Genomic DNA, 14,638 nt, shown 5'->3' on the forward strand with positions numbered 1-14,638 from the left:
ACTAATAAAAAGTTACCACCCTTTTCACAAAACATAGGATTATTCAGTCAGAAAGAACGCACTTGATTCGGGAATCTGCTTTCATCCTACTCTCAAAAGGGAGATTAAGAAGTCCCCCCTAGTTCACTCAGCTTGCGCTCAGGAATGTTGGGGGGTAGAGGGGAATCTCTGCGTAAATCCTATACGATTTATATCAGCCACTCTCCACAAAACAGTTTACCCCAGCCCTGTTAAGATTATTAAATTCATTAAAATAGTACTCAAAGTCTGTAATCCTTACCTGATAATAATTTTAAAAAATTATTGGGGTATGGGTGCTAGTGTTTTTCGGATGGGGTTCTAGTATTTTCGAGGTGGGGTTCTGGCGTTTTTGCACTCAATCTCAAAGCAATGTAGGCAATGGTTAAAGGCTGTTTTAGATGCAAATTTAGACTGGTCAAATCTGCACTCAACAGAAAATATCAATGTCTCTTGATAAAGATAGACTAACAAATTAGGAAAAGCAATTAAATGTTTTAAAAGTAAATTCTATTTTCATAACAAATAGAAAATTATGGCAAAAGCTATTCATATATACAGAATTAAAAAAGTTGAATTTTCACCGAAGAGGCAATAGTCAGCAATTCCAAATGGTAAAATAGAAGAATGGTAAGCTAGCCCTCTGTTGAAGTGGCAATCATTGGGAACATCTAATAAAGGTTCTTTCTAAACTTTCATCTTTTGTGGTTCAGTTAGAATACATAGTATATGCATTCACTGGCATTGAACTGCAAAATAAATACATCAAAGCTTATTGTTATCAGTAAATACTCTGTACTTAAGATTTAGGATTTTAGGGGTTAAATAATGCGGATTGCTCAAGACGTAACAGAACTCATTGGACGAACTCCTTTAGTTCAATTGAACAAGATTCCTCAAGCTGAGGGAGTAGTTGCAAGAATAGTTGTTAAATTAGAAGGCATGAACCCAGCGGCTTCGGTGAAAGACCGCATTGGGTTAAGTATGGTACTCTCAGCAGAAGCCGCTGGCTCAATTTATCCGGGAAAGACCATTTTAGTAGAGCCTACTTCCGGTAATACCGGAATTGCTCTAGCAATGGTAGCAGCAGCACGTGGCTACCGTTTGATTTTGACTATGCCAGAAACAATGAGTCAAGAACGACGGGCTATGCTCAGGGCTTATGGTGCTTCTTTAGAGTTGACACCAGGCGCTGAGGGAATGCGGGGAGCAATTCGCAAAGCCGAAGAAATTGTGGCTAATACTCCTAATGCTTTTATGCTGCAACAGTTCCGCAACCCTGCTAATCCCAAAGTTCACCAAGAAACTACCGCCGAAGAAATTTGGGCAGATACAGACGGGGAAGTAGATATCGTCATTGCTGGGGTAGGTACTGGTGGAACGATTACTGGGATTGCAGAAGTACTCAAACAGCGCAAGAAGACTTTTAAAGCGATCGCAGTTGAACCCAGCAACAGCCCAGTACTCTCTGGTGGTGAAGCCGGGCCACATAAAATTCAAGGTATTGGGGCCGGATTTATCCCAGATGTTCTCCGTCTGGAATTGGTTGATGAAGTAATTAGAGTCAGCGATGAACAAGCGATCGCTTATGGGCGACGTTTGGCAAAAGAAGAAGGCTTATTATCTGGGATATCATCTGGTGCAGCTTTGTGTGCCGCAATTCAAGTCGGTAAACGTCCAGAAAATGCCGGACGTTTAATTGTGATGATTCAGCCTTCCTTTGGCGAACGTTATCTCAGCACACCCATGTTTCAAGATTTGTCTTTAGAAACTGCTGGCGTGCGTTAAGCAAATAGGGGGACAAGAGAGCAACGAATCATCTCTGTCCTTCTCATTTGGCTCTTATATAAATTAATACAACTTACTTTTTGAGTTACCTTTTGAGGTGCGATCGCATCCCATATTACGTTATTAGTGCTTCTAACTCTTTGGCGCTCACATAGTTGAGTAAATATTGCTACGCTCATTCCCCCTAAAAACAGTGGGATTCTTGTGCGGAATTTGCTTATGTCGGGTTGCCCCGATTACAGGTCTTACAGTTCATGCCTACCCATTTATAGATATAGTGCTTCTGGGTTGAGTGCAATACAGACCTAAGAAAAACAGCCCTTACCCTGACAAAAAGATTTATTTTATCGAAACTCTTGCTGTCTCCGTGGGTAAAGATTAACATATCTGTGGGCAGAAGCAATATCTCGTTAAATCAACCACAACAATAGTGAAAACCTTGCGCTGTCTATTTTAAATCTTGTTTAGCACCAGCTAACCTTATCTGCATATAGTGACTTAAGACCATTACCTGCTAGGTTATAAATCAGTACAGACTATACTATAGAAAATTTAGTCAAAATTCTTTACAGCTTTAAAATCAGAGGTATCAATGATTATAACTAATTTTAGCAAACAAAGAAATGAATTTAAGGAATCTAAAGTACTCAAAGCGAAACCACATTGGCAAGGGCAAAATTTGAGCGATGCTGCTGTAAAAGGTAAAGATACCAAGATGCGAGATCCTGCACCTGATAGTTTGATTTTGAATAACTTAAATCGTGGTCGAGTTGCTATTTTTATTGATGGCTTAAGCCTGTTCCATACAGCCTTACAACTCGGCATAGAAATTGACTACGTTAAATTGCTTTGTCATTTAACCAGCGGTTCCAGACTCTTGCGTGCTTTCTTTTATACTGGAGTTGATATAAGTAATGAAAAGCAACAGGGTTTTCTATTGTGGATGCGTCGTAATGGCTATCGCGTAGTGGCAAAGGATCTTGTTGCGCCAGCAGAGAATTTCAAAAAATCAAATCTGAATGTAGAAATTGCTGTAGACATGATAACTTTAGCTCCTTACTATGACACAGCGGTTTTAGTCAGTGGCGATGGAGATTTAGCTTATGCAGTGAACGCTGTCAGCAGAATGGGCGTTCGGGTAGAAGTAGTCAGTCTACAAACAACGACTAGTGAAAGTTTGATTGATGTTGCTGACTGCTTCATTGACCTCGATAGTATTAAAACACACATTCAAAAAGATTCTAATCTTGGCTATAGTTATCGCACGTCGTCAAATTCAAACCTCTAATTAACAAGAGGTGGAGAGTGGGAGACGCGGGGACGCAGTGAAAGATATCTTTGTGTCTCCTTTTCCCCGTGACTTCGTGACCTGCTTTGCCCATTTTGCTCGACTTTATATTTCAGATGGATATTTTAATAGTTGAAGATGAACCAGAAATTGCTCATTTAATTGAACTCTCTTTAGAAAAAGAAGGATTTTTTTGTCGCACTAGCCGCGATGGCATGAATGCTTTGCGGATGTTTCAAGAGCAACCACCGGATTTAATCATTTTAGATTTAATGATTCCTGGCTTGGATGGGTTGGAAGTTTGTGCCCGAATTCGCCAGAAACCAGGTGCAAAAGATCCTTACATTCTAATGCTCACGGCTAAGGGTGAGGAAATCGATCGCGTCATTGGTCTATCTACTGGTGCTGATGATTATATGGTCAAACCCTTTAGCCCCAGAGAGTTGGTAGCTAGGGTGCGGGCACTATTACGGCGTAGCCTCCGCCAAGGGGGACAACATCAAGTCAATCGTACCCAACACTTTATTGTCGATGTAGACCAGCGCACTGCCAGTCGCCAGATAAATTCTCAAGAAGTTGAAATTTTGGACTTAACTACCCTAGAATTTAACTTGCTAACCACCTTTGTCAGCAATCCGGGTCGAGTTTGGAACCGCACTCAACTAATTGATAAACTTTGGGGAGATAATTTTTTTGGCGATGAACGAGTGGTAGATACTCATGTAGCTCGGTTGCGAAAAAAGATTGAACCCGATCCGGCAAATCCTACTTTTATAAAAACTGTTGTTGGGGTGGGCTATAAATTTGAAGATCCTCTGGTAGCGTAAATGTTATGAAGATGGGGCTGAGAGGACGCCTATTTTTCTCCCATTTAGTAGTAATGATCGTGGGGGTAGCTAGTCTGGTGAGCATCAGCAAAATCTCTTCCCCCCGCTTATTTGTCTTGCATTTGGAAGGATTAGAAAATCAGGGGTTCGACTTAATTGATGTCCGTGCTGAATTGGTTACAGGATTTGAACTTGCTTGGCAACGAAGCACTCTTTGGTCAGTCTTAGTCGGCACTACTGCTGCCGGAGGATTGAGTTACTGGGTGTCGAGACGGATTATGCAGCGATTGACCGAGATGGAACAAATCACCCAAAAATTTGCTGCTGGTCAGATGGATGCACGACTACCTGTATCTGACATTCCAGAACTTAGTGGATTGAGTAGTAGTTTCAACCGAATGGCAGCCAGTTTAGAAGGAGTAGAAGCACGGCGGCGAGAAGTAATTGGAGATATGACCCATGAACTACGTACACCATTAACTGTGGTGCGCGGTTACTTGGAAGAACTGGCTGATGGGGAAATTGAAGCGTCTCCTGAAATCTATCGACGTTTAGCGAAAGAAACTCGACGCTTAGAGCGGTTAGTGAACGATTTACAAGAATTATCTAAGGCAGAAGCTGGTTATTTGCCAATTAATATCCAACGGGTAAATCTGCGTCCGTTGTTAGAGTCATTAGTGGAAAAATTTACCGACCAACTATTGGAAGATGGGCCAGTTCTGCTCTTGCAATATCCATCTGTGCTACCTCCTGTATTGGCAGATATTGACCGCACGGAACAGGTGCTAGTTAATTTGCTAGGTAATGCAGTACGTTATACTAACGAAGGTTCAATTACCATTACTGTTGGGACTGAAGCATCTCAACTCTGGATTGCGGTTAGTGATACAGGCATTGGTATCGCTCCAGAAAATTTGCCTCATGTGTTTGAGCGCTTCTGGCGAGCTGACCAATCACGCGATCGCCATTCGGGAGGTACTGGTATTGGTTTAACTATTTCCCGCCGTTTGATTGAATTACAAGGCGGTCAAATTCAGGTAGAAAGCGAATTGGGAGTTGGCAGTACGTTTCGGTTTTTTCTGCCTTTGGCTTGAGTTGAGTCATGACTACCTTGAAATCCGAGGGATTGACACAAGGTAGTCATGGCTGTGTCATACCCAATTGCTAATTTGAAAGTATCCAAAATTCTAGCTTGTTGATGAATGCCCAGGTTTTGGAAGTGCATAGAGTATAATATTATGTCTACTTTTGTTCTGGCTGCTTTCTTGGTTAGTTTACTCAGTCTTTCGGGTTACGCTGCGATCGCCTATCTGTTTCCTCAAAATCGTTCTTAAGAGTGACCAATTAAAATAATTCGTAATTCGTAATTCGTAGTTAAGAATTGAATTACGAATTAGTAATTAGTTAATTTCCTTTCTCAATAATTCTGGAATCTGAGAAGGGCGTTCAGCTACTGTCACTTCCGCTTCTTTTAAAGCGGCTAATTTACTTTGGGCTGTGCCAAAGTTAGGATCGCGTCCGATAACCGTTGCTAAAGTCCCGGTTTGTCGCCAAGTTTTTCCTGGTGGTGCAAGTCTACCTGCAATGTAGGCAATTACTGGTTTATCAATTGCCTCAGCAATGTACCGCGCTGCTGCTTCTTCACTACCACCACCAGGTTGACCAACTAAAACGATCGCTTGTGTGGTTTCATCCTCATCGAGAATTTGCAGCCATTGCAAAAATGAGGAACCGACGATCGCATCACTACCAATACTGACGCTAATCGACTGCCCTAAACCTGCTTTTGTTAATTCGTAGGCGATTTCGTAGGTGAGGGTGCTGCTACGACTAACGATCCCCACTGTTCCAGGGGTATAAAATTCGCTGGGTTGAGTCCCTAAGAGAATTTTTCCCGGTACAATGATCCCCGGACTATTTGGCCCGATTACCAAAGTTTCACAAGCTTCGGCTTTGCGGAGTAATTGCACCATATCCAAAGGCGGCACACCAGCAGTAATAATAATAATCTGGCGAATCTTAGATGCGATCGCTTCTAATGCTGCATCTAACACGTCGTAAGGATCTACACAAATAATTGTCGTGTCAATTGCCCCAAATTGTTCTATTACTTCCTCTACTAAATCAAATACTGGCAGTCCATGCAGTTCCTGTCCGCCGCATCCAGGATTGACACCAGCTACTAAATTCGTGCCATAATCTTTCATTTGAGCAACATGAGTGCTTGATATAAATTCACAAAAGCCTTGAATTAAGACTTTACTTTCTGGCGTTAGGTTCATAAAAAATTACCGTAAGTTTGATAACCCAGCGTTTTGAACTACTGGGCATAGAAACAACACATTTACAGTGTCGGATTGATTTAATTTTTACTGAAATTCCAAAAATTAGTCTGGAAGCTGAGTGTTCCAAAAGTGAGAAAACGCGCCCCTAGCTAGGAATATCCAGTTTGAATCCACTATATAATTTAGTTCCAGAAAGCAAAGCTTTACTTGATTTGAGCATCAAATTCAATAATTTATACCCGACGGTAAAAACTAATAATTTTTGATTTTTGAATTGGAACAAAATGACATTCACTATCTTTTATTAGCCGTTGGTTTAGCAAGGAGAACTGCTGCTGCCACTGCCTCATCTAAATTTTCTACCACGACAAGCGCATCGGTGTGGGTTTTTAGTGTTGTCAAATATTTTCTCACAGTGTTAAATTCAGAACCAGCAAGACGGACAACTAAGGATGGAAAATTAAGCTCTCGCCGAACTTTACTACCATTAGAACGTACAACCTGTGATTGAAGTTCGCTGTTGTCTTGCTGCACAACCCTAGCTATAACTTCAGCCACTTCCTCAATTTGCGGAATGCTACCCAGAAAGTTAATTAGTATTACCTGAATACTTTTATCAGCCTCCAGCATTTTCAAACCTATTTCTAGGCGATCGCGGAAGGTAGTTGGTGTAGTATCTGTAAGGAAAGCATGACGTAGATTCAAACAAACACCTGGATTGCCACCAGCATTCGCAACTAAATCTAAAGTTGCCATCACTGAACCAGTACCATTACCTAAAATGCCGATTTTTCCATGCATTTGCACACCATCCCAATCGCCCAAAATACCGTTGATTTCAGTACTGGTATGACGACTGATAATTTTTGCTGCCATCTCAGCGAGATCGGGATGACGCTTGATCGCCCGTTCGTTGACCCTGACTTTACCATTAAGAGCCATAACTTGACTAGTAGTACTGACTGCCAAGGGATTAATTTCGACTAAATCCAGGTCTTTTTGGACAAATAAGTGGTACATCTTCTCCACAACGCTGCTTACCGACTGCATCAGCGTTCCTTGCAAACCCATTTTCAAAGCCAATCGTCGCGCATAAAATGGCGAGAATTCCTGCTCCACGACAACGTAGTGCATTCTTTCCCCAGCCGATTCCCAATCGATGTCTGCTTCTTTGCAACCTAAAAGTACCGGTCGGCAGACAGCAGTATCTAAAACCACTGCTAGATAAAATTCTTGGTTGGCGTCGTATTTAGATTCTGCCAGTACAACTTCCGGCAATTCGCCCCATATTGGTAAACTAAAGATATTTTGAGCTGCTGCGATCGCATCGATAGTCGTTTGGGCAAACCTAACTCCACCCGCTTTTGCCCGTTCCGCTCCGTGGACTTGAGATTTCAGTACAATTGGAAAGCGAATTTTTAACCGTTTCAAATCTGTAGGATGGTCAATTCGTTGGGAAGGCAATACTGGAATGCCTATCTTCGCAAACCATTCTTTAACCTGGTACTCTAATAAATCCATTGATACACCTTGTATTGACACTTTCCAAGATTTTGGTTAGTCCTGTTTTAATATTTTGCAGCACCTTTATTGCAGAATTAACCTTTTTGCAGCTATAAAAACTTATTTTTCACGGATCAATTTTATCGAATTCAGCAAATGAAGCATATTAATTTCGATAGTCAACTTGTTTGTGGCAGAGCCACAACACATAATTAATCTTCTCTGCAAGTTTCCCAGCATAGAAGATAACTAGCATTTTTGTCAAAACCCTCTGACATAGCATCGTTTTCTTAACCTTTAGATAATTTGGTAACAATTGGCAACTAGAATTTCGCACAGCAGTAGCTTTTGTGAATTTAATTATCGCAAAGCAATGCAGTGAAAATACCCAAATTTTTTATTATTCCCATTTTTTATTTGTAATTTATATCTGAAGACAGATTATTTAATTTTGTATCTAGTAGTGTAAAAATGTAGCGCCGCGAACAATAATTACTTTTTTTATTTTTGGTGAAAAGTCAGAATTTGTGTTAGAAAGTTGGTCGTTCAGATTCTCAGGCTGTGGTTGGTTAAACTGTGCATTTGCATTCAACAAACCTAAAAAGTTCATTTCATCCCCTTAAAGATAATCAAAACAATATAGAAATTCAGCGGGAAAGCTCTATGAAAGTAGCAGTCCAGCAGGAAGATTTACAGCTTTTAGCCAAAACTTTGCAAGAACAATTACTTGTAGAAGTCTCAACGGCTGAAGTCTTCGAGGTGAAGTGCGTTGTCAATAAAGGCGAGCTAATGATTTTAACGCAACACGCGTCAGATGTAATAGTTGACGCTCAACTAATTTTTGCAGTTATTGAGGAGGTACTTCAGTCTCTAGCACCCCAGAAAGAGCAGCGGGTGCAATGTTTTCTCAGAGTTTTTGGCGAACAACTCCCTTATACTAAATGTTTCTTGGCGCTGAAGCAGACGGGGGGATGGGTAGCAGAGGAAGATAAGGAAGCACAAGAAGAGAAGGAAGTAATATCCCCCTCATCATCTCTGACATATTCTCCATCAATCAATGAGACTGAAGAAGAAGAACTGTTTGACCCGTTTGCAGATGTGCCGAATTTCTCGGCTTCAAAGCCAGGATTCCAGGTCAAACCTATCCTACTGGGTGCGGTGTTGGTGGGAATTATAGTTTTAGGCGGTGGTGCTTACTTATTGACTCGCCCTTGTGTGATGTCTGAGTGTCAAGAAATACAAAAGGCCAAGCAATTAAAAACAAAATCTCCGCAACTGATGCGCCGCGCCAAATCTGAAAAAGAATTAGTTGCTGTACAAGAGCAACTTGCAGCAGCCAGTACAGATATGAATGTAATTCCTAGTTGGTCGCCTCGTTACCAGCTGTCAGAGGAACTAAAAGCAAGTTTATCTGGGCGAGCAGAAAAAATCAATCAGGTGGTCAAAGCTTTGCAGACAGCATCTTTGGCGACACAAAAAGTTCAAACTCCTGCATCTAGCCTAGAGGAATTACAAACTAGGCAACACTTATGGCGACAGGCTATAGCGCCACTAGAAAGTATAAGTTCCAGTAGTGAACTCTATGGGCTGGTGCAGGGTAAATTACTGAATTATCGTGTCCGTTTGCACGCTGTAAATCAACAGATATTTACTGAGGAAAAATGGCTGAAAAAACTAACAGTGGCAAAAGGTGTAGCCGTTGCAGCCGAGAAGCGGGAAGCTACTGCTAAATCTTTGAATGACTGGCAAAAGGCGCAGTCTACTTGGCTGGTGGTAATTAATGCCTTGAATACCATTCCCCGAAATAGCGTTGGATACCAAGAAGCTCAAAAGCTGTTGGTAGATTATAAACCTAAGTTAGTATTAGTACGCGATCGCGCTACTAAAGAACAATTAGCTGTTAAAACCTACCAACAGGCCCTTAGCACTGCCAAGCAAGCCAAAGTTTATGAACAACAAAACCAATGGCAAGCAGCTGCGATATATTGGGAGCAGGCTTTGCAAACGGCTAAAAAAGTTCCCCAAGATAGCTTGTACTACACTCAAGCTAAGTCTCTCATCGAACCTTATTCAGCTGCGCTCAAACAAGCACAAGAAAAACTACAAGTTGTTAGTAGTTTGCAACAAACCCGCACTGACTTGGATAAGACCTGTACTAATGGAATTCGGATTTGCACCTTTAGCATAGACAATGCAGAAATTATTGTCCGACTAACCCCTGAGTATGACCAAATAAGGCAAAATAACTTGGCTAATCCTTATTCTAAGAATTCGGATACTGCTGTTGATGTTACCAATCACTTGCAAATCTTACGCGAAGCCCTAGCCGTAATTGGTGAAAATGCCAATCTATCCCTTTTTCTTTATGATTCCCAAGGTCAGATAATTTATACGCGGACTTTAGGCGGGTAAGTAGAATCCCCAGTGAAGTATAAAGGATGAATTGTACATTAACTAATTATTTGTCAATTTAACAAAATATTGTCAAAGTATTTCAAATATCTAAAACCCTGACATAGTAAGGATTATGTCAGGGTTTTAGATATTTAAGGAAAATAGCGATCGCACTACTGCCTAAAATTTACAGATTTTAAAGCGGGCGATGGGACTCGAACCCACGACGTTCACCATGGGAAGGTGACATTCTACCACTGAATTACACCCGCAAGTTGCTAAGATAAACTTAGTAGTTAAATAAAATATACCACTATTTGTAGTTGTTTTCAATTGCCTAGAACATACACTACTCTGGCCAATACTGATGCATGAGTCATGCCGCTTTTCAGATTGGAAAATCTTTTTAGCTAGCTGATGACGGCACTTACTAACATATTTAACTAAAGAACAATGTCCTCGCCTCGCTCCGTGAAGCGAACCTCTTTAATATTCCATTGAGCATTACTCGTTAAGGTTTTGCGGAGACTGCCAAACAGAGCAAACTGCTCACAACTAGAAAGAGAAGTTATTTGCCGCTTTGATTCAGGAGATATGCGTAAATCAACTGTAGCAATGCCATTTTTAATGTTGACACGATACCCAGACAAGCTAAAGTCGCTTGTATCTCGTTTTTCTAAAATTTTACTCACTACATTTGTCACTGGTTCTTCAACTGGTACTGAAACCTTTTCTGGAATTAGTTTTTGACACTGAGTATCACTTATGTAGAGCGTTACGCTAGTCGTTTTGGCAGTGGCAACCTTAGAAGTTGGTGAGGAAGGCGTATTTTCCTTAGAAGATTTTTGATTAGGAGATTTTTCTCTCAACTGAGCTACGCTAGGAATTTGGCTGGGAGACTGAGAAGGTAGGCTATTCGTCGGTGCTGGTGCTGTGGTAGGGTATGACGTTGCGCTGTCAATATTACCTGCGGTGGTATTAGAACTACAACTACTGAGGTTCACAACCATTGTCACAAAAATAAGGGGTAAAAAATATCTCTTGATTGTGTTCATAAATTTTGCTTATAAATTATGTTGTTGTTATCGATTTCAGTGTCGCTGGTATCAATTCCGTATAAATTCGTGAATATTGAGCCAGTTTATAAAGTGTCAACCCAAAATCTGTTAAAGTCAAATTTTATACTATATATCCAAATTACAACATCTGCTATTCAAGGAGTCATATCTGACAACAAGCCACTTTGTGTCTACGTCAATCCCAAAAAGCTTGACTAAAACAATTAGGGAACAATAAACCAGAGAATTACTACAACCAGTAGCACTGCATCTGCGCCTGCTGCTTGTGCTAAATAAATTTGGTAAGAGTAAAATCAACTCCTTGCAGAGTAAGGGTAGTCATGCTGCCTGAGAAAAACTTGTGCTTTTAGATTACTGATTAAAAGCAAATTACTAGTTTTCACTACTTTTTTGCTTAGTCAATTGCTGCACTAATAATTGTACTCCCAAAGCCAATAAACCAATTGCCACTATACCAAAAATCCCGCTACCTAAAGCAACTACACCAACAACCAGAGTGCGGACAGCAGAAGAAATCTTCACCACCAATGGATTGATTGAATGGATCGGTTTACTAGCAAAGTTTGTCGCGATCGCAATCATTAGCGAATACGCTGCAAATCCCATTCCTCCAGAAATCACCGCCCCAGTAAAACAGCGTAACGGACTAGCTGTCACCGATTCTTTAGCATCTGTTTGCGGCGTTAGATTTTGGTCATTCATAATATTTTAGACTTTAGACTTATTTGTGAGCGCTCAATTGAACGATTTTAGATTTTAGATTGGAGCATTCAGAACAATTCTTGTTCTCAGCTAATCGTTATTAAAATTGCATCTTTGCGTTTTTTAGTGATTTGAACTATGCAACTTAAAAGCTCATCAGCTTATTCCCCATACTCCATTAACGATAAAGATTTTTTTTAATTGAAGATGCCACCTGAATACCATGTGTAATTGTCCGAGTCACAAACAATTCTAAGTCTTCATCAAGAATTGCTTCCCTGACTTGCACCTTAACTTGCTCTGCCTGCTGTTGAGACTCAAAAAGAGCAAATACTGTTGGCCCAGAACCAGACATCATTGTTCCTAAAACGCCTTCTTGATTAGCAAACACTTCTCGCAACTGTAAAACTTGGGGATAGGCTGGCAATACCACGCGTTCTAAATCATTATGCAATTTTTGGGCAATTTCTCTCGTATTTTTATCCAGGATCGCTTTTACTATTGCTCCTGAATGAACTGCATTAGCACGCGCTGCCAAGTTGTTGCTATCTTTAATATAAGAATGACCAAACTGCTGTCGATAGGTTTTATATGCCCAAGGGGTGGAAACTTCCAGACTGCGGTATTTCCCCAATACTATATATATGTTATCTAAACTCGGCAGGGGAGAAAGTTGCTCACCTCTACCTGTGGCGATCGCAGTTCCACCCGCCACACAGAATGGTACATCTGAACCGAGTGTACCTCCCAACTCTTCTAATTCTGACTGAGTTAGTCCCAACTTCCACAGTAAATCTATCCCTACCAACACAGCAGCTGCATTCGTCGAACCCCCAGCCAACCCAGCAGCTACAGGAATCTGCTTGTTAACGGTAATCTCCACACCCCCATATTTAGCAAAGGCTTCGGGAAATTGCCTTACCATTAATTCTGCTGCCCGGTATGCCAGATTACTTTTATCTGTCGGTACTTGTGGGTGGTTGCAATGAACCCTAATGGTATCAGTGCTAATGGAACGCACCTCAATCTGGTCTGCAAGCCCGATACTTTGAAGTATCATGGCTAACTCGTGATAGCCATTAGGGCGAGCGCCAATGATTTCCAGATACAAGTTGATTTTAGCAGGGGCAATTAGGCTGTAAGAACGCATTTTCTGGGAGTGGGGAATGGGGAATGGGGAATGGGGAATGGGGAATGAAGAAAGGGGAATGGAAAAAAATCTACCTTGTTCCCTATTCTCTACTCCCTACTCCCAATTCATTTGCTAGAATCACCCATTGCTGAACGCTGAGGTCTTCGGCTCTAGCTTGGGGATTTATTTTTAATTGTTCCAGTAAGTGGCTCAAGCGATCGCGTTCTATAACTGATTGCAAATTATTTCGTAACATTTTGCGCTTGGCACCAAACCCCAATTTTAAGAAATTCTCTAATTGTCGGGGATTAAGCGCTGGTATTTCTATTTTTCGTGGGCGCAATCGCACCAATGCTGAATCGACTTTTGGTGGTGGATGGAATGCGGCCGCTGGGACTGTGCTGATTAACTCACACTCAGCCAAATATTGTACCCGCACACTCAACGCCCCAAAAGCTTTTGAGCCTGATTTAGCATATAACCTTTCTGCTACTTCTTTTTGTACCAGCAACACTATTGAGTCAAATGGTTCAGGGTTGGGGTTGGCGATCGTACCCAGTAGTTTCTCAATGATTGGCCCTGTAATGTTGTAGGGAATATTGGCTACTACCTTATTTGGCGTTTGGAAATTGGGAAAGGCTGCTAGATAAGATGGTAAATCTAGAGTGAGAAAATCCCCTTGCAGGAGTAAAAAATTTTCAGTCTTACCAAGCTGTTTTGACAGCAGTTGGCATAAATCGCGGTCTATTTCTACTGCAACCAGAGATTGCACTAAGGGTAATAAACGACGAGTCAGAATGCCTGTTCCAGGGCCAATTTCCAGGACGCGATCGCTTTCTATACACTCTGCTGCTTGAATAATTGCGTTGAGCGCCTTTTCACTTTTAAGCCAATGTTGAGCAAAGACCTTACGCGGTCGGATCATCTGTATTTATTGCCTAGTCTAGTTTTTAGCTTATTCTCAAAAATTCATTATAAATTTTTAAGCCCCTTTATAGCGCTAGACTCACTGTAACGCCTATCTTCTCTTCCAAACGTTCCGCGAAGGTAGCAGTGGCGATCGCGTACATGCGGATACAAGCTTCACTTATCAAATGGGAGTCTTAAATCACAAGCTTCGCAACAATGCTGCTCTTTTATATAGTTAGCTCAGGCATAAGGATTCAGGATAAATCCCTCCAGTAAGACTACCTCCTGCCTTTTTCCATAATCAATTGATCGCTCAACCTGGATTCTGATCCCATTTAGAGACAAGCAACGTGCATTATTCACACAGTCAGGTTTAGGCACTTCGTTCTTGCCTCCCTTCTGTTGCTTGGCCCTTTTAGAAAAAAAATAAATTTACCCCTTGACAAACTAGGGAATGACTAGTTACTCTAGTTAAGTGGAAAGGCGACAGACGCCAAACACCGCTGAACCTAAAAAACATAATACTTTGAAAGCTTAAGAAAAAACCAATCCTCGTCAAGAGATTTTACTTTTGGGATTTCCCAAAAAGATAATAATCAAAATTGTAACTAGGATTCCGGAAAATATTTTTTTTCGGAGCCACAAACTCGAAACACAACAAAACGGAGAGTTTGATCCTGGCTCAGGATGAACGCTGGCGGTATGCTTAACAC

Annotated in this window: 11 protein-coding genes and 1 tRNA gene; 5 read left to right on the forward strand and 7 right to left on the reverse strand. The window is 41.2% G+C overall.

Annotated elements, in window-relative coordinates:
- The first annotated feature begins 846 nt into the window (after positions 1-846).
- From cysK to HWQ43_RS28240, 4 genes are all read left to right on the forward strand, one after another.
- Positions 847-1,806, forward strand: coding sequence for a cysteine synthase A (cysK, locus tag HWQ43_RS28225; protein ID WP_292739823.1), 960 nt, complete (start codon positions 847-849; stop codon positions 1,804-1,806).
- A gap of 592 nt (positions 1,807-2,398) precedes the next feature.
- Positions 2,399-3,094: an NYN domain-containing protein gene (locus HWQ43_RS28230; protein WP_292739825.1), complete on the forward strand. Its 696-nt coding sequence runs from the start codon at positions 2,399-2,401 to the stop codon at positions 3,092-3,094.
- A gap of 116 nt (positions 3,095-3,210) precedes the next feature.
- A complete protein-coding gene (locus HWQ43_RS28235) occupies positions 3,211-3,921 on the forward strand; it encodes a response regulator transcription factor (protein WP_094353493.1) in 711 nt (236 codons plus the stop codon).
- A 5-nt stretch (positions 3,922-3,926) separates the two neighbouring features.
- Complete coding sequence (locus HWQ43_RS28240) at positions 3,927-5,015, forward strand: HAMP domain-containing sensor histidine kinase (RefSeq protein ID WP_292739827.1); 1,089 nt, start codon at positions 3,927-3,929, stop codon at positions 5,013-5,015.
- 306 nt (positions 5,016-5,321) lie between these two features.
- On the opposite strand, the gene HWQ43_RS28245 is transcribed toward HWQ43_RS28240, so the two are convergent.
- Positions 5,322-6,203 (reverse strand): CoA-binding protein, encoded by an 882-nt coding sequence (locus HWQ43_RS28245; protein WP_292739829.1) that lies wholly within the window; start codon positions 6,201-6,203, stop codon positions 5,322-5,324.
- 297 nt (positions 6,204-6,500) lie between these two features.
- Entirely contained in the window at positions 6,501-7,727 is a 1,227-nt protein-coding gene (locus HWQ43_RS28250) for a succinate--CoA ligase subunit beta (protein ID WP_292739831.1), read from the reverse strand.
- A gap of 645 nt (positions 7,728-8,372) precedes the next feature.
- On the opposite strand from HWQ43_RS28250, the gene HWQ43_RS28255 reads away from it, so the two are divergent.
- Positions 8,373-10,121 (forward strand): hypothetical protein, encoded by a 1,749-nt coding sequence (locus tag HWQ43_RS28255; RefSeq protein ID WP_292739833.1) that lies wholly within the window; start codon positions 8,373-8,375, stop codon positions 10,119-10,121.
- Between the two features lie 182 nt (positions 10,122-10,303).
- On the opposite strand, the gene HWQ43_RS28260 is transcribed toward HWQ43_RS28255, so the two are convergent.
- From HWQ43_RS28260 to rsmA, 5 genes are all read right to left on the reverse strand, one after another.
- A tRNA-Gly gene (locus tag HWQ43_RS28260) sits at positions 10,304-10,375 on the reverse strand.
- Positions 10,376-10,546: 171 nt separating this feature from the next.
- Positions 10,547-11,158 (reverse strand): GerMN domain-containing protein, encoded by a 612-nt coding sequence (locus HWQ43_RS28265; RefSeq protein ID WP_292739835.1) that lies wholly within the window; start codon positions 11,156-11,158, stop codon positions 10,547-10,549.
- A 396-nt stretch (positions 11,159-11,554) separates the two neighbouring features.
- Positions 11,555-11,884 carry a DUF3082 domain-containing protein gene (locus HWQ43_RS28270; RefSeq protein ID WP_292739837.1) on the reverse strand — a complete coding sequence of 110 codons (330 nt, stop codon included), beginning with the start codon at positions 11,882-11,884 and terminating at the stop codon, positions 11,555-11,557.
- A gap of 178 nt (positions 11,885-12,062) precedes the next feature.
- A complete protein-coding gene (gene ispE / locus HWQ43_RS28275) occupies positions 12,063-13,034 on the reverse strand; it encodes a 4-(cytidine 5'-diphospho)-2-C-methyl-D-erythritol kinase (protein ID WP_292739839.1) in 972 nt (323 codons plus the stop codon).
- Positions 13,035-13,116: 82 nt separating this feature from the next.
- On the reverse strand, positions 13,117-13,941 hold the full coding sequence (gene rsmA / locus HWQ43_RS28280) for a 16S rRNA (adenine(1518)-N(6)/adenine(1519)-N(6))-dimethyltransferase RsmA (RefSeq protein ID WP_292739841.1): 825 nt from the start codon (positions 13,939-13,941) through the stop codon (positions 13,117-13,119).
- Between the last annotated feature and the right edge of the window lie 697 nt (positions 13,942-14,638).

Source organism: Nostoc sp. JL31 (genome assembly GCF_017114965.1).
GTDB lineage: Bacteria > Cyanobacteriota > Cyanobacteriia > Cyanobacteriales > Nostocaceae > Nostoc > Nostoc punctiforme_A.